11 protein-coding genes are annotated in these 21,959 nt (G+C 39.0%); 3 read left to right on the forward strand and 8 right to left on the reverse strand.

Annotation, left to right across the window (positions count from 1 at the left end):
* Positions 1–816: 816 nt before the first annotated feature.
* The 4 genes from MmiHf6_RS05355 to MmiHf6_RS05370 form a co-directional block, all read right to left on the reverse strand.
* On the reverse strand, positions 817–6,885 hold the full coding sequence (locus MmiHf6_RS05355) for a cobaltochelatase subunit CobN (protein ID WP_316556775.1): 6,069 nt from the start codon (positions 6,883–6,885) through the stop codon (positions 817–819).
* Between the two features lie 230 nt (positions 6,886–7,115).
* A complete protein-coding gene (locus MmiHf6_RS05360; RefSeq protein ID WP_316556776.1) occupies positions 7,116–7,724 on the reverse strand; it encodes a hypothetical protein in 609 nt (202 codons plus the stop codon).
* 2,553 nt (positions 7,725–10,277) lie between these two features.
* Positions 10,278–11,915, reverse strand: a complete 1,638-nt coding sequence (gene thsA, locus MmiHf6_RS05365) for a thermosome subunit alpha (protein WP_316556777.1) — start codon at positions 11,913–11,915, stop codon at positions 10,278–10,280.
* A 473-nt stretch (positions 11,916–12,388) separates the two neighbouring features.
* On the reverse strand, positions 12,389–13,696 hold the full coding sequence (locus tag MmiHf6_RS05370) for a hemolysin family protein (protein WP_316556778.1): 1,308 nt from the start codon (positions 13,694–13,696) through the stop codon (positions 12,389–12,391).
* A 429-nt stretch (positions 13,697–14,125) separates the two neighbouring features.
* On the opposite strand from MmiHf6_RS05370, the gene MmiHf6_RS05375 reads away from it, so the two are divergent.
* The 3 genes from MmiHf6_RS05375 (at position 14,126) to MmiHf6_RS05385 (ending at position 15,992) form a co-directional block, all read left to right on the forward strand.
* Positions 14,126–14,683: a hypothetical protein gene (locus tag MmiHf6_RS05375; RefSeq protein ID WP_316556779.1), complete on the forward strand. Its 558-nt coding sequence runs from the start codon at positions 14,126–14,128 to the stop codon at positions 14,681–14,683.
* 421 nt (positions 14,684–15,104) lie between these two features.
* Positions 15,105–15,476 carry a hypothetical protein gene (locus tag MmiHf6_RS05380; RefSeq protein ID WP_316556780.1) on the forward strand — a complete coding sequence of 124 codons (372 nt, stop codon included), beginning with the start codon at positions 15,105–15,107 and terminating at the stop codon, positions 15,474–15,476.
* Between the two features lie 351 nt (positions 15,477–15,827).
* Positions 15,828–15,992: a hypothetical protein gene (locus tag MmiHf6_RS05385; protein ID WP_316556781.1), complete on the forward strand. Its 165-nt coding sequence runs from the start codon at positions 15,828–15,830 to the stop codon at positions 15,990–15,992.
* A 150-nt stretch (positions 15,993–16,142) separates the two neighbouring features.
* Here MmiHf6_RS05385 and MmiHf6_RS05390 read toward each other — a convergent pair whose 3' ends face one another.
* The 4 genes from MmiHf6_RS05390 to MmiHf6_RS05405 all read right to left on the reverse strand — a co-directional run bounded on the left by MmiHf6_RS05390 (position 16,143) and on the right by MmiHf6_RS05405 (position 21,876).
* Positions 16,143–16,436 carry a DUF2798 domain-containing protein gene (locus MmiHf6_RS05390; RefSeq protein WP_316556782.1) on the reverse strand — a complete coding sequence of 98 codons (294 nt, stop codon included), beginning with the start codon at positions 16,434–16,436 and terminating at the stop codon, positions 16,143–16,145.
* A 357-nt stretch (positions 16,437–16,793) separates the two neighbouring features.
* Positions 16,794–20,480, reverse strand: a complete 3,687-nt coding sequence (locus MmiHf6_RS05395) for a hypothetical protein (protein WP_316556783.1) — start codon at positions 20,478–20,480, stop codon at positions 16,794–16,796.
* 149 nt (positions 20,481–20,629) lie between these two features.
* Positions 20,630–21,034, reverse strand: coding sequence for a type II toxin-antitoxin system PemK/MazF family toxin (locus MmiHf6_RS05400; RefSeq protein WP_316556784.1), 405 nt, complete (start codon positions 21,032–21,034; stop codon positions 20,630–20,632).
* Positions 21,031–21,876, reverse strand: coding sequence for a viperin family antiviral radical SAM protein (locus tag MmiHf6_RS05405; protein WP_316556785.1), 846 nt, complete (start codon positions 21,874–21,876; stop codon positions 21,031–21,033). Before MmiHf6_RS05405 ends, MmiHf6_RS05400 begins: the two co-directional genes overlap by 4 nt.
* Positions 21,877–21,959 lie beyond the last annotated feature (83 nt).

Below are 21,959 nucleotides of genomic sequence, written 5' to 3' on the forward strand. Positions count from 1 at the left end.
CGAACGCCCGTTAAAACCCTGAAATAGAAAAATCTTTTTTGAAAAAAAGGCGTTCGTTTTTTGTTTTAGTTTAAAATAAACCCGATGTTTGATTTTTTATTTCAATGAATCGAGACTTGGCGGATTCTTTTCACGACGAATAAATAATTATGCCGCATTTCTCCCTTATTTTTCAAAAGTCCGATATTGAGAAATTTCAAAAATGAATAAAAATGAAGGTCGATTTCAAAAAATAAAATGAAAAATGAAGCGGCTCGCGCGCGACGGCGAAATCAAAAAACCAAAGAATTGAAGCACTCCGGCGACACCGTATTATTTCGGGGAATACTTTGCCGCCGTCTTGCCTCTTAAATTTCGTTTTTGCCGCTTTCAACTGCATTCTATCGGGGGGATTGAATGCGAATCGCGGGGACGACATTGAAAGCGTTTTTGTGTTGTGTGTGTTGTGTTTTGTACGGATATGATGAACGTCAATCCGGCACAATTTTTTTGAAAAAAATGAAAAAGAACGCGGGAAGCATTTCTTTTCGGTTCGATAAATCTTATCGAGAGGATTTGAGAGATCCGAGAATGGAGGTTGAGGACAAACTCAAATCAAGTAAAATTGTGCAAAATGAAATAGAACAATATCCTATATAAATTTTATTTAGATTTAAAAACAGAATGATAAAACATGACAAATTATGAATTTTTTGAAATTTGATAAAGAAAAAGCAAATTAAATTGGATTAAAAATTAATTCAAAAATAAAAAAAGAATAAATAGAAATTGCCGGAGAAAATTCCGGCAATCATTTACTTTGATTTTTCAAATTCATTACAGCTTCTGCCTTCTCGAACCGTAGAAGATCGCACCGACCACCAATATGACAAAGGCGATGGCGATGATACTCGACGATGAGAAGGTCGGGTTTTGGATGAAATCTCGAACTGTTGACGCAACTTTTGAAACCGTCATTTCGAATCCGGCTACATCTGTCGGCGTTCCGGTCACATCACCGTCAAGACCGACACCCGGATTTTGTCCGGAGACATCATCTTCACCTTCATCATCTGAACCTGCATCAGGATCTGTGACTGCCTCAACAACAGAAGCCATTCCGACACCGGTTCCTGAAGATTTGCTTTCAGTAAGGGATTTCGGAGGTTTCTCTTCTGTCGCGTTTTTGACAATTTCGAGATACGTTTCTATATCCTCTTCTGACAGTGTCTCAAAAGAAATGGTTGCAAGCATACCTTGGACGAAACTGTCAAATGTCGGGTTACCGCAAGTGTGATGACAACAGGCGACACCTGATTCAAGGACGGATTGGACATAGTTCTCAATCAATTGTTCCATCTGAGCCGTCTGCTTATCTAAAATTGCTTTAACCTCCTCTTCAGTCAATCCTTCAACATTCGGAGTGGACCATGCGCCTGTTCTCATCGCTTCGATCATTCTGGCATTGATGGATTGCAATGCATACGGAGAAGTATGCCCGAGCCATTCGGTCATCTCATCACTGGTATATGTTTCGAAAATGCGATCCCATGTTGCATCACTGATGATTTCACCATTGGTTACAATAGACCAACCATAGAGATTTTCGATGAATTCAGCCATCAACGCTGCACCACTGTAACCGGCTTCCATTTGACCCTGAATCCATGTCGGATTCAAGTAACGGGCAGCCAAGTCTTTTTGGATATATTCACTGGCAGTATAGACAATTTTGGTACCGGATTTATAGGTATCAATATTGCTTGTGTCAGCGATATACATCTGCGGGGTCTTCCAATCATCCATGTTTTCGAGATAATTTCCATCATCGTCATACATTGAAGAAACCATATTCATAACACCGAAGTATTGGTAAACGTCGTCGTTATCAAGCGAATCATAGAGATTTCCTGCACTGGCGAAGACAGAGGCATCCGTTCTGCCGAGAAGAGCTGTCAAAAGCTTCGTGATGTCTTCAGAACTTGTACCCCAGCTACTTTCGGAATATAAGTATCCCATTTTTTCCAAGTACAAATCTGCAATTGCTTTGATGCTGTCCTGGTCATCAGGATCCAAATAGCCGCTGGCACTGACAAGATTGCCGGTACCGATCTCATAAGTTCCGAGAGCCTGAGCAAAGATACGCGATGTTGCAAGGTCCCAAAGAGCCGCATCATTTTCAGTACCGCCCAACAATTCAACAAGTTCCAAAGCATTACGCCTTATATTGTTGGTAACACCAGGTTGATCTACTGTTCCTTCTTCCAGAGCTGCAACTTTCTTGATTGCTTTATCGATTTGGACAAGAATTGAACCGAATCCGTCACGCATACCGGCGCTGTTGTAAACAACATCAACACGCGGACGATATTCTTGCTTACCGTTGACAGTTAACAGGAACATTTCATCATACTTTTCAGAATCATCTGCATATGTGACAATGTTTGTGCCGGACAGTTTACCGCCGGAAGTCCACGTAGGCTCACAACCGATCAAATAGAAAAGGCATGCTTCAAGCGTTCCTTCGTCCTGGATGAAATCAACACCAAAACGCATCATAGAAATCGTGTCAGGCCATTCACCATAGGTTTCATAATAATGAACAAGCATTTGCTCACCCATTGCCTGACCGACTTTCCATGCTGCCGGTGTCGGGAAAGTAGACGGGTCAATGCCGTAGAAATTACGTCCTGTCGGGAGTACATACGGATTCAAAACGGGGTCGTTTCCTGAAGACGGCGGGATATATCCGGCTGAAAGCGCACTCAATAACGCGTTCATTTCAGAATCGCCGCACTCCAATATTTTTTGAGCGTAATCGATACGATCATTTCCGCGTACATACTGAACCATGTCCTCATTATACCACGTTCTGCCGGTTCCGACTCCAAATGCAGTTCCAAGTCCGTATTCGACAGCTTCGTAAGAATAGATGTTATCATTATTTTTCATATATGTACGGGTTTCGTTAATTGTTGTAGCAATTTGTTTGATCATATTCGCTTTCGTTATATACGTTCCATCCGCTGCCTTGTACTCTGTCGGTGTTTGAGATTGCAAAGCTGTCGGAACAGTGTAATAATAATAGAATTCAAAGAATTGATCAGCCATTTCGTCAATAATTGCCTGTAATTCAGGATCTGTTGTTTTTTGTAAAGTATTATTCACTTTGGCTACAGTATTATTATTTGTACCGCTGAAATCAATTATAGTTCCATCTGTAATTATGTACCCCGGACCAAGAAGGAAAAGAAGGATTTTATTTTGGTAATCCGTATTTCCGGCATCTTCTGCAAAGACCTGGTCTAAATAACTTCGAATATCAGTTGCAGTAATACCTTCGCCGTGATTTACAACCAATGTGACGAATTCTAAAATGTCATCTTCGCTGTATTTGTATTCACCACTGTCAGCTGCATCTATTGTAATTGTTCCGTCAGTTGAAGAGATAGTCGCGGTTTGAGTTGTCGGAATGCCGGAACCTTCGGGAATATCATCAAAGTAAGTTTCAAGCATAAGATCATCCAGACCCTGACGGCTCCACATATTCCAAACCATCGGAATAACTTGTTCATCTTCAAAAGCACCATAAACGTGCGTTCCATAAGATAAACTGGTTTCGCGGATACCTTCAACGAAATTGTGCAGATGATTATTCAAAAAGCTGTCAAAAATTTCGTTCTCATTCGCAATTAAATAGTCCTGAAGAACTTTATCGGTGACATCACTTGTTTTTGTAATTCCCGGATAATTCGTATCTGCAACAATTTGTTTCTTATAACTTTCAAAAGTATCGACGAATGCATCATTCCAACCAAACTCAAAGACATATCCCACGATAATGGAACGGTATGCTTCAAGAAGTGTGTCAACACTGCTGCCGACCGCAACATTTTTCTGATAGCCGCGAATGGCGGTTTCCATTTCAATGAGGTCGTCATACAATTGTGTTTTGATCATCGGCGGAGTCATATGGGAAATTATGAGAGCATTTCCTCTGTATTCTGCCGTTAAACCTTCTCCGACATTAGCAACAATATACGGATAGATATTCGGAAGGGTGGGGAGCAAAACCGGTCCCCAATCATCTGTTCGGGATAAACCGAGAGATGTTCCGGGAAGCCATTCCTGAGTTCCGTGCGTTCCGAAGTGAATAACAGCATCAGCTTTCCATCTGCCGTCACCGCCGACAAATCCTGTCGTGCCGCTGCCTGTACTGTCATCTGTTCCCCTGTTTAACCAGAAGTAAGTTGCAATATACTGGTGCGTCGGGGGCAAATCGCCGTGATAATCAGCAGAACTCAATGCCGTGTCACTTGCCAATGCTCTGTTGGGCTGAGGCATAATTCGAATACCGTCACCGAACTTAATCATCGGAACGACAATATAGTTGCGGTTATTGCCGCCGCCGATTTGATTATCGGCATCAGTCCAAATCATTCCGCCCCAATAGGTTTCATTGTCAATGGCGCCGAATGATTGAGGTGTTCCCCAAACTTCAATCGCATCTTCCCAAAGGGATGCGTTCATTGTTTCGTTGACATAGATTTCATGATTGATCCATTCCAAATAATCGGAAACAGGAATCAATTCGGTACCCCACCAATTATCGGCAGTGTGACGCGGATCGTCATCATTGATATAATCAATTCTTTCCTGAATCATGGTGTCCAATACGCCCGGAGCATAAGAACCGACATTGATACCCTGCGTATAGATGAGATTAATCAAATTGACTTCATTCAAAATCAAATCTTCATCCGTTACAGTGTAATCAAAAATATGTTCACCGCCGGAACCGATTGTAACGACCGGCAAATGATCAATGCTGACATTGTAGCCTTCGTCCCTCATCTCGCGGATAATTCCGGGGTAAGACGTGTATCTGCCGATTGAATCAATTGAAAGAGAGGCATCGGCAACATAACTTTTTGCACCATCGCCTGCCAAACTTCTCATGACGTTGAGATAGTTGGCGCCGATTTCTTCTTTACCGGGCGGATAATTGTAATACATGAGCGCAATGTTTTTGGCAATGTTATCTTTTTCACTTAATTTTGCCCAAGCCATGGCTCTGTCAGCAATCCACTCTCGATTTTTCTCATGCATTGACTGATCAGTATCGGCGATAAAATCAATCATTCCTTCTAAATTTGAAGATGACCCCATCCATGTGAAATGTTGAGAAACGACACCGGACCCTGTATCGTAGATTTCCTCATATTCCGGATCTGTATATGAGCCGACTGCTTTGATAACAGGCACACCGATTTCTTCTAATTGGTAAACACCGTTTGACACGCTACCATAATCTAATGCCCAATTTTTATAAGAAATCATACTGGTAACGTATCGGCCGGCTTCAATATCCTCAATACCAGAATTAGCTTTTGTTTTATTGAGATATTGAGCCATGTTTGCATAAAAATCAAAGCCACTAAATACAATGACAACTGTGTTATATCCCTGGCTTTCGATAATTAGGGATAACTCATCCATGTTTTCTTTGTAATCTCCAAAACCAAATATCACAACATACGGAGCCCCAGAATTATGATATTCTAATTCTTCATGTTTCTCCATATATTTTTCAAGTGTATCCGTACTAATTTTTCCACGCGTATGGGAAAAATACCCGCCGAATTCTAAAGTTGCCACCACATTACTATAAATAAAATTTTGTGATGAAAATGAAGTACCGATTTGTGCAGTTCTCAGAGTTTGTTTGATATTCAGAAGTAAATTGGCAAACGAAGGGGAACTGCTATACATAACGAAATAAGAAGAACTAATGGAAGATGATCCGGAGGGTAAAGTACCGCTGAATATTTTGGTAGTAGTACCTGTAGCAGTATCAAGATATCTTGTTTGAAAGAGAAGTGTTGTACCTTCAGGAACATCCGCAAAAACATTTTCAAATTTACTGATCATTTCGGGTGTGAAAAATCCGTCAAACAGGATTATATGATAATCTTCAAATTTAATGCCATTTGATTCCATATTTGAATAAAGTGTTTCTGGGGTGGCCCAACTGTCATCGATCAGAAGCTGCGGATAGATATTTGAAGTCGAATCAGGAACCGTTCCGTAAGAAACCACATCAATTTCCAGATAACCGTCGTAAATAGAAGTTTCAAGAAGACTGCTTAAAGTATCAAAAGCCAGTGTACCAGAATAGTTTGATGTTTCCACACCGGGATCGAAGCCGACATACAAAATTTTAGTTTTATCAAAATTCATTTCTTCAATCGTTTCAGGAGGAGCATATTCGTTTAGAAGATGAGTGATGATGAGCATTGTTAAACTGGCTGCTTCTGCTTCATTTGCTACTATATGGTCGTTTATTAAATACTCGTAATAATCTTCGAAATCATTAAAAGAGGATCTGAATTCATTATTGGGATCATCCCAATTTATAGCAATATCTTGATATAATGTCTTTGTTGAATCAGTCCAAAAATCATAATAGTAAAAATTCATAGTTATTAAAATTGAAAGACGGTCGTCATCCAGTGCATCAAATATGTTATCTGGATCTACCCCATCACTTCGAATTTGGATTAATTTTAAATTTGGATTTGCATCTTTTGCATCTTTTAAATCCTCTAAAAGATCTTGCTTCGCAGAAAACTGGAACATATCAAAAATAACGATGTCCTGTTCCAAAATTTCCCCGGATGAAGGATTTAAAAACGATTTTAACTCCGAAGTTTCGTATGGGCTTTCGTATCCATTAATATAATGGTAATTTACATGAAATATTTGAGAATTTTGATGATTCATGTATCCTGATACCCTATTCAGATAATCTTTTTCAGACCCGAGATAATCTTCCATTAACACTTCAATCGCAGGAGTATCTGTAGTATTAAATCCGACGTATGTAATGTTTACAGAATCACGCATTTCAGGAATAGTCGCCTGAGCAGTCGAAGTCAAAAAAATAAACAATAGACACAATAAAATAAGAATAAATGAGTTTTTTTTTGTTCCCTTTGTAAGATATACCACAATTAACGCCTCAATATTATCTATTAATTAAAAAATAAAAGATGATGCAAAAGGCATCATCAATTCACAACAATTTAGTTTTTTGACATTGTTACATCAAATTAGATAAAAATGCCAGTTTTTTCTCAGTTCAAATATGCCAAGAAATCTTCATAATCCGGCATAGATGGCCAATTGTTATAATTTACATTATCAACCGCATTTTGGAATCTTGGAGTGTAGGTAAGGTTGGTGGCCTGACCATATGACGTATCATCGCGGAAGTTAAAATTCTCCGGTGCATAGGAGTTTATATAATCATCGCTGAAGATAGATGCTCTAATGCCAAAGGATGTTGAATCTCTGGTTGCGTTGTAGAATGACTCACGAGCAGCGTCAACTGTGGCACCATATGAGTAACCGCCATAGGCCATTTCAGCAATCAAAAAGTCATATGTTCCTGCATTGTCAATCGCTGTTGCAGCAGCATTATAGCTGGCCGCAGTAGGGTAGTAATATGCGTCGTAGTCAATGTTGATATAGTCGGTTGTATAGTACACATTGTCGCCAGATAACTGACTTATAACGGTATTATCCCCCGCTCCATTACACATTGAGCCTCCACCGCCGACATATGAATATCCGACATAAAGAACAGTGTAGGGATCAGCTTGAGTGCCGCTTCCAGCACTCGCAACGCCCACGAGGGCGAACATCACCAATAAGGCGATTAAAAAGGTTGAGATTTTACTCATTTTTTGTAACCTCTTTGTATTTTTTTAATTTGTATTTAAATAATTTAATTAAGTAATTTAAAAACCAAATTCCTCCAAAATCCATCAACCTTCCAAGAAACCGCCCCGAAATTTCAAATGAAATTCGGGAATGGAAATCGGGGGTTATTGATTGAGGCAGAGACTAATCCTGTTTATCGTTGCACCACATTCATAATCAGAGTTGGGAAAACTTGTTCCAAAGACATGTGTTCCGACAGTTATTTATTAGATAAACAACTATTCGAAATTGTTCTTTTTTACGAAGGTTTTTGATTAAGTCTGATTTTATTAAGAATGTGATTCGGCCCCGTTGTGATCGGGGTAGGATCTTCTTTTTTTGGAATTGGTTTTATTGATTTCAATCTCAAAGAGGTAAATTTCAATTTGTTTCCAATTTGAATTACATCTTCGGATTGAAAAGCCGCTTATCGCTTTGACACGAAAAACCCGCCGCTCCGATTCTGATTTTTATTTCATTTTCGGGGCTCGGATGAAGCGACAAATGATTTTATGTCATATTTTTTGATTTTTTTTCGATTTTTTTAAATTTAAATTCCATTTCCTGTTGTCGATTTTATTTTCGATTTTTTGTTTACTTCGTTGTGTTTGCTGCAATTGTTTTGTTTGCATTTGTCTTGCGCACATTCCACCGAATCTGTTTTTTGTTTGCCTCCGCCGTTTTTTTGGTTTTTTGAACTTTCGAGATACGAGAGGTGGTTGGACCCCGTTGCTTCATACGGGATTTGACGGAGGCAAACAGGCAAATCCGAACGATTCGGGTCAGTTCGGATTTGCCCGGTTTAGGGGTGAGGCAGCAAATCAAAAGCAAAGGATTTTTTACACAATATACGGGGTTGGTTAGTGTCCGCTTTTGATAATTGCTGATTTTGAAACGGGAGCAGATACGACCCTGCCTCTGTAAGACAGACAGAGACGCAATTCTGCTTCCTTGCCGCCCGTTGGTTTTGAACCGACAGATTCTCAATGAAGAGAATCAACACGAAAATCCAAGGAAAGATTTTCGGCTCGTCAGGCGACATGATGAATTATTGGATCTGATCGAATTGTTTGGTCGAATTGTTTGTCGAATTATTTTGATTGAATTATTTCGAGAGTTGTTTGAAAGAATACCGGGCGGCATTTTTTTAAATTATTTTGACAAATTTCAGAGATTTTCGCGCGATTTTCTTGTTACGCGCGCATTTCAGTCGTGTTACGCGCATAAAGCGCATGGAAAAGTAAAGAAAAAAGAGAAACGCCGAAATGTCGGAAACGGAATAATCCTTTTATATTTCCCGAACGTTTCAGCAGTTGCCTCTGTTCACTTTACTTTTGCTGTACGGTGACATAGGTACTCGATGCCGGCCGAGTGTAAGGCGGCCGACATCACCTTTATTTTAAATTTTTCGATTTTTTTCAATTTTTTTTCGAATTTTGTATTTCGTATGTTGGTTATTTCGTATATTTTTGGTATATTTCGTATGTTTCGTGATACTTTGTTTTTTATGTCAGATCGAAACGGATTTCGATTAATTTGTGTGTGTAACAAATTGGTTTTTACTTTGGTTTAGAATGGGTTTTCAATTTCAGCGGTATGACACTGAAAAATCAACCGGTTTACGGTTTTCGGGTTTTACTGCATTCGTTTGTATTGAATTGCATAACATTTCGCTTAACGAAACGGAACATTTGCGTTTTGAAATCGTTTTTATTTTTAGTTTTGAAATACAGTTTTTTCAAACTGATACGGAGTCGTCTGCACGACATAACTTGTTTGGACGGAAAAGAGAAACGCAGTCCTGCGCTAATCCCTTTACCCGCTCCCCCTGCGATTTTCGCACAAAGCGTCGGAAAACCCCGACAAAACAAGTAAAATTGTGCAGATTAAACTAAAGGAAATCAGAATATATAAAGATATTGCACATTTGAAAACGAAATCAAGAGGCAATAAAAAAGCAAAAAAAGAAACAGAAAAAAGACAAAACAAACCAATCAAAATTAAGAAATTATCGAAAAACAAATTAACAAAAAACGAACAAAAACACAAAAATAACCTGAAAAGATAACATAGATTGAAAAATCAAGAAAGAGAGATTGAATAAAATAATAACTGCGGAATACCGGCAAAAACGGGAATGATAAAATAAAAACGGCAAACTGAGAGTGCCGAAAACAGGAAGACGAAATAAAATAAATCAGCCTTTAATGAGAGGATTGGTGATAAATAAAGAGAGTTGGTGATTAAAGGCTGAAAAAGACGCTGCATAAAACTGCAAAGCAGAATTATGCAAGCATCGGATTACTTTGGAAGATGAAATGAGTACAGGCGCGAATGCAGACTTGCAATCAAACTGCAAACGCCCCAAAAGGCGAAGCCTGAAAACTTGCGAAGCAATTTTTCCGCAAACACCGCTCTAAATCGACGGCGAAGCCATAAAAGTCGCGAAGCGATTTTTTACAAACACCGCCCCCCAAGTGCTCTTTGAAATTTTGTGAGAGGCTGACCGAAGGTCGGCCGCGAACAAAATTTTTTTACATCATGCCCGGAGGCATTCCGCCCATACCGCCCATTCCGCCGCCCTGCGGCATCGGCATTGCTTTTGCGGATGCGATCACGTCATCGATTCTGAGAATCATGATGGTGGATTCGGTTGCGGCGTTGATAGCCTGTGTTTTGATTCTCAAGGGTTCAAGAACGCTGTTTTCATACATGTCTTCAACCTTTCCTTCGTAAACATTCAAGCCGGCGTTCTTGTTGCCCTTTTCGTGCTGAGCCTTCATTTCGGCAAGCATGTTGATCGGGTCAAGACCTGCGTTTTCGGCAAGCGTCTGCGGAATGATTTCAAGAGATTCGGCAAACTTGGCGACAGCCAACTGTTCTCTGCCGGAAAGCGTTGCCGCGTATTCCTGCAAACGGAGTGAAATTTCGATCTCGGGAGATCCGCCGCCGACAACGACTTTTTGATCTTCGATCGCAACACCAACGACACGGATGGCGTCTTCAATGGCGCGGTCAAGCGCGTCGACAACGTGTTCGGTTCCGCCGCGGAGGAAGAGTGAAACAGTCTTTGTTCCCGGACAGCCCGTGACGTAAATCATCTTGGAGCCGGTTGTTTCCTTTTCTTCGACAAGTTTTGCTTCGCCGAGGTCATTTGCCGTGATTTCGTCAATGCTTGTCAAAATCTTGGCGTTTGTGGCTTCGGAAAGTCTTGTCATGTCGCTCTGTTTAATGCGGCGTGCGGCTAAGATGCCTGCTTTTGCCAAATAATACTGAGCCAAATCATCGATTCCCTTCTGGCAGAAAATAACATTTGCGCCGGAAGCGAGGACTTTGTTGATCATTTCCTTAAGCATCGCTTCTTCCTGTTCGATGAAGCTGAGCATCTGGTCCGGAGAAGTAATTTTGATTTCGGATTTGGTTTCCGTCTTTTTGTATTCGATCGGAGCGCCGAGGAGAAGGATTTTTGCGTCTTTGATGCTGGTCGGCATGTTCGGATGAACACGTTCTTTGTCAATAATCACGCCGTCAATGAGAACGGAATCATCAATGCTTCCGCCGGCACGCTTTTCGACTTTGATTTTGTCTGTATCGGCAACGACTTTGCCGTGTGCATCTGTTTTCGTAATGGAGCGGACAGCCTCAACGGTCAATTCGGACAACTTGTCTTTGTGAGCTTCAGCGCCTTTTCCGGTAATTGCGGTTGCCGCGATTTTCTTCAATGTTTCGACATCGTCAACGGATGCGTCGATTGCAATAGATGAAACGATTTCCTGCGCTTTGTCGGCCGCCAAGCGGTAGCCCGCGGAAATAAGAGTCGGGTGAATGCCGTCTTCCAAAAGGTCTTCGGCGCTTGCCAAAAGTTCGCCTGCCAAAACGGCTGCGGTGGTTGTTCCGTCACCGACTTCCGCGTCCTGTGTCTTGGAAATTTCGACAATCATTTTTGCTGCCGGGTGTTCGATGTCCATTTCTCTTAAAATGGCTGCGCCGTCGTTTGTGATGATGACGTCGCCCATCGAATCAACAAGCATTTTGTCCATTCCTTTGGGACCGAGTGTTGTTCTGACTGCTTCCGCGACAGCTTTTGCTGCCATGATATTGTTGTTTTGGGCGTCAGAACCTCTTGTTCTTCTGCTGCCTTCACTTAAAATAAAGATAGGTTGACCGGACATTTATTAAATCCTCCTTTGATAACTGTAAAAATGTCTCACTGACAATGATAATAACACTATTAATGTACACTATTAACATACAATAGACAATAAAAACGGCATTTTAAAAACCGTCTTTTTCCATAAAGCAGCCGATATAAAATCATGATTTAAAGAGGCTGTTTTACGAATCTGCAACTCAGATTTGGAATAAAACTAATGTAAACGCTTCTATATAAGGTTTACCCGTGAAATAAAATGAAAAAGGAGAGCAACCGACGGAAAAGAGAGCAATAAAAGGATGAACTGATCGGATGATGAAATTAAAAAACCGACATTCGATTCTCAGACAGATGATTCAATCCTGCTGCACATCTTTTTGTCGGATCATCACGACCGGATTGCTGACTGTTGTCCGCCGCCCGCGCGCGAGCCGCATCAATTTTAAAAAAGTGAAAAAAGGGGAGATTCGTTTTTCGTATATTTTATCAAAATTATTCGTCAATATCATCCGCTTTTTCTTCGATGCCGCATTTCGTTTCTTCTTTTGAAATCGGTTCATTCGTTTTTTCAACTTTTAATTTCGTCACGCGCTGTTCGTCGGCTTCCAATATCGTTACTCTCAGATTTTTATAAGAGAAGGTGTCGCCGATTTTCGGGATTCTTTCAAAAACCGCGAGCGCCCAGCCGCCGGCTGTGTTGTAGTCGCATTCAAAAGTGCTGTCATCAGCATCCAAATATTCAAACAAATCGTCCAAATTCATGTTGCCGTTGACTTCAAAAACATCTTCTTCGACTTCTGTGATTTCGCTGACGATTTCATCGTGCTCATCCCAAATTTCGCCGACAAGCTCTTCCAGGATGTCTTCCATTGTGACGATGCCTTTTGTGCTGCCGTAATCATCAACAACGATTGCCATCAGTGATTTGGATTGGCGCATTTCCGTCAAGAGCGGGGAGATGTTCATCGTCACGTAAGCGAAAGTGACGGGCTTCATCAAGTGATTCAGATTGAAGCGCCTGTTTGTCGCGGCGCGGATCAAAACGTCTTTTGCGTTGACGAAACCGACGACATTGTCTAAATTTTCTTTGTAAACAGGCATTCGCGTGTAGCCTTCACGAATGATTTTGTTCAAAACGTCATCTAAAGAATCGTCAATGTGAACGGCAACGATATCAGAGCGCGGCGTCATGATTTCCTGAGCCGTCGTTTCGTCGAAATCGAGCGCGGATTGAACGAGATCACTTTCGTCTTCTTCCAAAATGCCTTCTTCTTCGATGGATTCGATAATGTATTTCAATTCATCTTCCGTAACGGTCGGTCCGTCAGGCTCTTTTTTCCGGTTGAGTAAACCGATGAGTTTGACCAAAACAAATGCGGCCGGCGAGAAAATGGTGATGATCAGACTGACGATTCTTGAGGTTGCCAAAGCGTATTTTTCGGCATTTGCTTTTCCGAAGCTTTTGGGAAGTGTTTCGCCGAAGATCAAAACAACGATCGTGACAACGACGGTTGAAACGGCTGCCGCCATTTCTTCCGGAAACATGCGTGCAAAAAGAAGGGTCGCAATGGAGGAAGCACCGATGTTGACAACGTTATTGCCGATTAAAACGGTTGAAATGAATTTGTCATAATTTTCCGTAATTTTTAAAACGCGTTTTGCAGAAGCGTTGCCGTTGTCAGCCATTGCTTTTAAGCGAAGCTTGTTTGCCGTTGAATAAGCCGTTTCGGTCGCCGAGAAAAAGGCGGAAAGAATAAGCAGAATAAACAGCAGAACGTACCAAAATGTCATGGTTTCCATAATTTATGCACTCTTAAAAAACGATTCTCAATCGTGATTATGATTTGAAAATGATAAGAATTGACTTGAAATAGTTTAAAATGATATGAATTGACTTGAAAATGGTTTAAAATGATATGAATTGACTTGAAAATGGTTTAAAATGATAAGAATTGATTCACCAAGAACATAAAATGAATTCCATTTGATATAAACATATTTAAATAAACATAAAATGAATCAAAAGGAATCAAACTTGCACCATATTTTAATAGAATCTTTTAATAGAATCAAAACAGTTTTAATTTGCGTTGGTTTACTTTTTATTTTACGGATTATTTACTGATTATTTTACAGATAATTTTACATAATTTTACAGATAATTTTACGGATCAGCTTTTTGATTTACAAAAATGATTTAAATTTTAATTTAATAATGAGAGGAAAAATATGGAATATGGTCTGGAGATATACACCTATATCTATATGGGAATCGGCGTTTTCGCTTACTTTGTAATTTTATTCCTGACTTTTCGAGATATGCGTATTTTCAGAAGAACGGGATACGACTCCTACAGAAAAGGAGCATTTAAAGGCATCATTGCTTCATCGATGGTTCTGCTCGGTCTTTTTTTAATGCAGAGTCTGGAATTAATCGGAATCGCCCTTGTCTTCCTCGGTGTATTATATAATCGAAAAGGACCTCGCGAGAAAGTCTTTACGACGGCCAATGCTTTTGATCGATTTACCGGCAAAACCGATATCGTTCTGACGAATGAAGAGAAGAAAGAATTTCATGAAAAACAGCTCGCGGAAAAGAATCAATTCTTAAAAGAGAAAGAGAAGGCTGACAGACGCGAGAAAATGAAAGAACAAAGAGAAAAAGATGATAAAGCGGATGAAAAAGAAGAGTTGAATGAAGAAAAAGAATTGAGTAAAAAAGAAGAGTTGAATGAAGAAAAAGATGAAAAAACAAATGAAGAAAAAGATGAGACGAACGCATCTTAATCTTTTCAATATTCTTTTTCTCAATTACATCTTTTCATTTTTCTTTTTTCCAATTTACTTTTTCAATTTATTATTTACTTTTTTGAGTTTTAATTTCATTTTGTTTTATTTTTATGATTTTTTTTCGTTTTGATAATTTCTTGTTCATTTGGTTTCATTTTGTTTTACATCTTTGAAACCCAAACATCCAATTTTCAAAAACGTTGAACCTAAACGCCCGATAAAACCCTAAATAAATGTTTTAGATTTGGAAAAAAGAAGGCGTTTCATTTTTGTTTTAGATTGAAGAAAAAATGATGTTTCAATCGAAAAATCATCCGAATTAAAAGACCAAGCGCCGCCCCTCCAACGACGCGTTTTCGGAGCGAAGCGGAGAAAAGAAGGAGTTGGAGATTCTAACAATGAGTCGACGAATTCGCAGATGCTGACATTTAAATTGCCGACGCAATCAGCTGAGCTCGAACTTTTTAATCGTCGTGTAAGAATCCGCCAAGTCTCAATTCCCTTCGCTTCGCTACGGGAATCTCAACTTGCGGGGTTGTTGTTTGGACTTTTCATTTATTTTTATCAAAAACAAACATCCGTTTTATTCAAATCTAAAAAAAACCGAACGCCGTTTTTTATCCAAAAGATTCTTTTTATTTTGGGTTTTAAAGGGCGTTCGGGTTTATTGAATTTAAAGAAAAATCGATGTTTGGGTTTGTCCAAAAATTCAAAGAAAAGACAAAGAACCGCCCCTCAATCGACGCGTTTCCGAAGCGCAGCGAAGGAAAGAAGGAGATTGAGATTCTAACCATACGTCGACGAATTTCACAGATGCTGACATTTAAATTGCCGACGCAATCAGCTGAGCTCGAACTTTTTAATCGTCGTGTAAGAATCCGCAAGCCACGATATCGCTCGCTTCGCTCACGAATCTCGTTTGCGGGGGCGGTATTTGAACTTTTCAATTTATTTTATCAAAAACAAACATCGATTTTATTCAAATCTAAAACAAAAACGAACGCCGTTTTTTATCCAAAGGACTCCTTTTATTTTTGATTTTTAAAGGGCGTTCGGGTTTATTGAATTAAAGAAAAATGGATGTTTAGGTTTGTCCGAAAAAACAAAAAAACTGAAAATATTTTATCAACTGCGGTCTGACATGCAAAGCGGAACAGTCTGCAACTGTCTTTTACACTTCCGACTGTTTGACTGTGTCTGCCGGCGGCTGCCGCGCGCGAGCCGCACACTGTTTTTTAAAAAAAGTCAAACCGACACCGCGTTTTTAATTTTAAGACAAAATGAAAACAAAAACAAAACAAGATAGAACAAAGATAGAACAAACAAAACAAAGATAAAAACAAAACAAAGATAAAAACAAAAAGAAAGACGAATTTTGGTGAACCGGTCAAATTGAATTCGACCGATTGTGCATCGCTTTAACGCTTTGATTAATAAAACGAAGTATTTTTTCTATTTAATCCACGGTTTCGGCGACAGGAGCGGATGTGTGCGTCATTGACGATGCCCCCTGAGTCTGCATATTTCTCTGAGTGTTGTCCTTGTAGATTGCGGGAAGAATTTTTGTCAGCACCATCGGCGTCACAAAACTTGTCAAAATGAACGCTAAAACAAATGATATCGCCCAAGATCCGAGCCAATCAAAAAGCGTCGGAATCTGTTTTGTGTTAATAATCATTTGAAGGAGTGACATGCCGCAAGACATGAAAAAAACCATACAGAGTTTGGTTGCAGTTTCTCTTTTAATCATAACATTACCTCGTTTATATTAAAAATTTAATACAATTTTCAAAATTTCACTTGTTTTTCAAAACAAAACGAGTTACAAATTGAACATTCTAATTTGTTGAAAAGTACGAAACTGTTTCGCATAATCAACATGCAGTTCCAACCTTATTGAAAAAGTATAAAAAGTTTTCGAATATAAGAAGGCAGAGGGCATATGTATATGAAAACAAAACGTGAACAGAAGAAGTCATAAAAATCAATGAATATTAATGATAATATGCGTTTTTGAGAAAAATAAAATCATGATAAGAACAAAAAAATGATGTTCAAATCATGAAAAATAAATATGTAACCCGTACGATTTTTTGACGGACCAAATTTATGAATTAAAATATTTTACGAAAACTCCGTTATAGTTGACAACTTTACCATCATCTAATTTGCAGGTTGTGCGGTCTAAATTGCCCGATAACTCCTTCAGCTGCTTTCTTTCGGATTTTTGGACTTCCATATCCGGTGTTATTTGTATTTCTTCACCATAACCGATATCAAAATACATCGTTCCGTCTTCACTCTTTGAAACCAAATTGAATTTTCCATATTTGTATGTATTATCTAAAAGATTTCCAACGGGTATCATTTCAGTTTCTTCTTTAGAAAAGAACATGATATTTCTATAGGGATCAAAAGAAATGGAAACAGCATCGTCTGCGTATAATGCAACAGGACAATATTCGCCTTCATTACAAATCTTTTTAATTGTCTCTTCTCCCCCAGTATTTGTCACAAAAAGAACCTCAGTTCCTCTGACAGTAACATATGAGAAAGATTCGTTGTCAATAAACAAGGAAAGCAACTTTTCCTCATCGGAACCTTTAATTTGCCAACCCATAACATCATCAATTTCGAAGTCAATTCCATCCCCTATGATGCGAGTTTTGTATCTCATATCCTCAGGAACATCTGACAAGTTTTTTCGAACGGGTTGTTGTACCACATACTTGTCTCCGACACGACATAATGACAGATGACGCAAAGCGCCGCACGGCATATGTTTACAATCAGGTTCGATGCGAGTCACGAGATCAAGATTAAAATCAATCGGATGGATTAATCGCCCATAAGAATAGGTGCAGATGATTGATTGAATATTCATCCATATTAAAGGAATCTGATAATCAAAAGTTTTGCCGACATAATGATCGAAAATGCGATCAAATGTATAGATGTATGGCAGCGAAGGAATATTTTCACTTTTTGAATTTACACCAACGGGTAAAATCACAACATCTCCATTTTTAAAGGAACAATGGGGTGGAATTATATTCTTAACAACTTCGATATACTCCAAACAATCATCACCCGCAAATTCGGAAATACAAGGAAACTTTTCCAACAAAACATCCGAATCAAGTTCTTCTGACTGCGGGTCAGAAGAATCTTGACACCACGTGAAGATTGTCTTTTCATCCAGAACTTTTTTCATTTTTTTATCATAAGTTGATACACTATGAACAATACCGTCCGAAGCTGATGACACGAGCACACTACCCTCATCGCATTTTTCCAACAGCTTTCCATATACAGGAATATCTCCCCTAGGGTATCTTTTCCCGCTTGATGTATCCCATGACGAAATACCATGCCTCTTATCGGAGAGAGCGTGGCTGGATGTCATTTCTGACACAATAAATTTACCGCCATCTAAAGAGAGGGCTTTTGACCTTGAATCTATCTCATATCCAGCAAACCCATACATTTGTCCTCCAGACTGATCCAGGTTGTACCTAATCATTAAACCCTTGTTAGAATCCATAACACGAAGTCGTGGTTCATACCAATCGGCAGGATTTTCAGGATTTTCTATATCCTCTGTTGTCGATATTATGTACCGTCCACATTCAAGAGCAGTCATATTAGTAGAGATTGAATCGACGCTCAGTTTAATAACCATACCTTTCTTCAACTCCTCTTTTTTGATGGTCAGTGGATATATATTCTTCCATTCTTTGACAATAATAGATGTATTCTTCACATCTAAATCTGTACGCCACGCTTCTTCTGTTCTGAAATTGAAGTTTGCTTTTTCAAATACATCGATATGGCCGCTTTCCGGAAACAGCCGCGCAAATTTTACATTGATTGTTTTTTGGTCAACATTCATTTCGAATTTGACCAATGAAAATCTTCCGTCAGATGTCTTACCAGTTGACCGCCATCCGCTAAGATTAATAATTTTCTGGTGTTGAATAACAGACCCATCAAGATTGGAAACACATATCTCGCCTTCATTTGATATCCAATAAATTTTTCCTGAAAAAAGACATATGTTTTGCGGACAGGACAAATGTATATCTTCAAGAGGAAACAAATTTTGCATAGGACCCGATTGAATAAATGATTCCGATTTATCTTTCCCAATGACATAAATTTTCGGCCAGGTTGAGCCGGAAATCCATTTGATTTCATTCAACGAGCAGTGTTGAAATGTTGAATCATCGGCAATTTTTTCACAGTTTGCAAAAGGATCCACACAATAAAGGACATTCTCTCCATCCAGATAATAATCATTGAACGGATCGTTTGATTTAATCTTGTTTCCGATAGGAATAGCTTTTATTTCAATGCCCTCTTCACTTAATATCAGTCTCTCATTCCCTGAACAATAGGCAAAACCAATAAGTGACGAAATATCATTATCGTCCCAAACGTACACATTTCTACCTTTGTTGATGATCTTTTTTTGAAATTTTGGTTGAAAGCGATGGAGGAAAGAAAAATCAATTAATTTAAACATTGAAGAATCCTCTATCATAGCTTCTGTTTTGGTCTGTCTAAGATACACATTTTTTGCGGATCCATACGGAATGTATTTTTTCTCAGCATTGGACAAAAATTCTAAAAACTCAGCCTCATCATCTTCATTAAATTCAGAATCATATTGCGGCCATTGTTGGCGTTGAATCATCTTTACATCGAGTGTGTCTGACAGAATATAATCGACCGGATTGCATTGGACACTGCGATCATACATGATTAGGTTTTCATCTGTTGATTTCAATCCGCGACAGGAGACATCAACAATAGAATCAAACATATGTGAATTATACATTTTTTCAATTTTTTGGGAAATTGGAAATATTAAACCATCCGGATTTATCATTTCTAATTTATCCTTTATCTTAAGGACAATCCCATTTGCTAGAACATAGAACTCTTCGTTTTTGAATAATGCTTCAGCATCATCAAGTGACACAAGAGAATTCATCTTATTGATTTCTTCCCCTAAAACGACATCAATTATTCTTACAGCTGAATCTCCGAGCAAAAGAATGTTCGTGCCTTGATTATCCAAACAAGTGGTTGAAACGGGATATGAAGTTGGAATAGATTGGACAATTCTTTTTTCATGAATATCATAAACACATATCTCGAATTCTTGTTCGCATTTTTGTTTAACATAAGATATTCTTTTACTGTCGGCTGACCAGGATACCATATTTATCGTTGGTAAGTTCACATTCTCCAAATTCACATTCTCAGAATTCAGATTCTCCAATCTTTGAACTCTTAATTCGGAGACATCCCAAATGTGAAGAACATTTACATACAAAATCGCTACTTTAGACGAATCAGGGGAGAAAGAAACACCCATATCACTCGGATTTGCATTATTAAATCCTTTTTTAAGAATCAGTTTTGTCCAACATAATGGTAATTCCCGCGATGGAAAAATCACAACTCCGTCATCGGAAAAACATGCTGTAAATGTTCCGTCCTGCGAAAGTTCAACTCTGTGACCATAAAAAGAGGGCGAACCGGAAGAATCATATTGCGGGATAAAGCCATTCTCCTTGCATACTTCCAAAATATTCTGAATCATTTCTTCTCTTGACATAGACCTGAGATATTTTAATCTGAAATCAATGGAAGACAACAAAGCAATCTCATTCATAAAACGTTCAGTTTCATCCGATTCTTCTTTATTTTCCCTCAAACGCCTTTTAATAAGAGACAAGAACCATTCGTCATCTTTTATTTTAGCAATTAAGCTCTTTTGTGACATTATTTCTCTCCTGTGTATCATACTCAATAATTATTAGTACAGAAATTGCAGTGAATAAATTGAGTGACCGCCATTCAATGACATTCACTTTCAATTTCCGTTTCAAATTCTTTTACTCCTCTTGTTCTGATTATTCAGTTCACAGAGTTTCACGACCTAAACAGCCCTTGCACTTTGCGCATACCATCATATGTATTTTTTAAATCGCTATTATTCCACCAATCAATGGATTTCTTTACAGTATTTCTATCATCACGAGAAAGAGTTCCTAAATATGATCCCAACGATTCTTTTGAGATTGTCCTTGCTTTCCGAATCTGCACCACAGAATTTTGACTCAGCCCTGCCGTGTTGAGATCAATGATCGAAACATCAACCGCATAAAGTGGTTGTTTACTTGTAATTTCCAGAACCGTACAGGATGAACCATTCAGCTCCACTACTAAGACTGGTCTTCTTTTGCCGATTCCGCCATCTTCGAATGGAATATAAGCGTACCATACCTGCCATGGAGCGGGTGTCTTCAAATATTTTTTGAGCGGAATCTTAGTCATTGAGAGCACCCCCAATCGTATTCTGCACCACGGCCGTGATATTTTTTTGAATCGACAACCGTTTCAATCCCGTTTGACAGGATTATGCTGAAAGGCTGATAGAAGACCTTGTTTCCGGAATTACGCATTATCATTCCCCGAGGATCTAACATGAAATAACTGTCAACCATGTCGTCCTCGCCTTCAAAAATTATTTGTTTCCTGTTGGAGAGGAGGAATTCTTTATGTGTTTTTACAAAATGATTCCACTCCTCATTCGTTATGGAATATTCGCCGTACTTGTCCTCATTTTCCCCTTCGAGCTTCAGCACTTTGAAAGCCTTCACCCTTTCAGGATTCACTCTGCGAATCAAAGCGGAAAAATCATGATCCCATGATTGGTGAAGAACCGTAATGTTGAGTTTGACTTTGATGCCGTTTTCATGCGCTAAATCAGCCACTTTGATGACATTTTCAATGTGATTTATATGGGCGCATTGCCTGCCGACCGCTTTCTCCACCTCGTTGTCCGGTGAATCGATAGAAAGCCCGATCCAGTCAACAATTCCTTTCATTTTTTGGATCAATTGAAAGTCGATTTTGGAACCGTTGGTGACAACTGAGACAGTGAATCCCATATTTTTTGCAAGCTTACAGAGCTCAATAAAATAAGGATACAATGTCGGCTCACCGCCGGCAAAATTAATCTTGGTTATCCCCATCTTTTTCAAATCATTGAAAATTGACTTCCATTGGTCTGGAGTCATCAAAATGTCGTCAAGATGTTTAGCGAAACAGAATCCGCAGCGATAGTTACAAACTGCGTTAAGGTGTATATTTGTTGATTTGATTTTCGAATTCATATTTTTTTCCTGAAGTCAGGCAAAAACAGATAAGCTATGACGACTCTAAGAATCGTCATAGCTTGTTACATGGATTCTGAAAA

Source organism: Methanimicrococcus hongohii, from assembly GCF_032594095.1.
Lineage (GTDB): Archaea > Halobacteriota > Methanosarcinia > Methanosarcinales > Methanosarcinaceae > Methanimicrococcus > Methanimicrococcus hongohii.

Bases quoted from the DNA above. Each gene is read 5' to 3' on its own strand.
- MmiHf6_RS05360 (WP_316556776.1), bottom strand. From the start codon at position 7,724: ATGAGTAAAATCTCAACCTTTTTAATCGCCTTATTGGTGATGTTCGCC.
- MmiHf6_RS05390 (WP_316556782.1), bottom strand. From the start codon at position 16,436: ATGATTAAAAGAGAAACTGCAACCAAACTCTGTATGGTTTTTTTCATG.
- MmiHf6_RS05375 (WP_316556779.1), top strand. From the start codon at position 14,126: ATGGAATATGGTCTGGAGATATACACCTATATCTATATGGGAATCGGC.
- MmiHf6_RS05380 (WP_316556780.1), top strand. From the start codon at position 15,105: ATGCTGACATTTAAATTGCCGACGCAATCAGCTGAGCTCGAACTTTTT.
- MmiHf6_RS05405 (WP_316556785.1), bottom strand. From the start codon at position 21,876: ATGAATTCGAAAATCAAATCAACAAATATACACCTTAACGCAGTTTGT.
- MmiHf6_RS05355 (WP_316556775.1), bottom strand. From the start codon at position 6,885: ATGCGTGATTCTGTAAACATTACATACGTCGGATTTAATACTACAGAT.
- thsA (WP_316556777.1), bottom strand. From the start codon at position 11,915: ATGTCCGGTCAACCTATCTTTATTTTAAGTGAAGGCAGCAGAAGAACA.
- MmiHf6_RS05395 (WP_316556783.1), bottom strand. From the start codon at position 20,480: ATGTCACAAAAGAGCTTAATTGCTAAAATAAAAGATGACGAATGGTTC.
- MmiHf6_RS05370 (WP_316556778.1), bottom strand. From the start codon at position 13,696: ATGGAAACCATGACATTTTGGTACGTTCTGCTGTTTATTCTGCTTATT.
- MmiHf6_RS05385 (WP_316556781.1), top strand. From the start codon at position 15,828: ATGCAAAGCGGAACAGTCTGCAACTGTCTTTTACACTTCCGACTGTTT.
- MmiHf6_RS05400 (WP_316556784.1), bottom strand. From the start codon at position 21,034: ATGACTAAGATTCCGCTCAAAAAATATTTGAAGACACCCGCTCCATGG.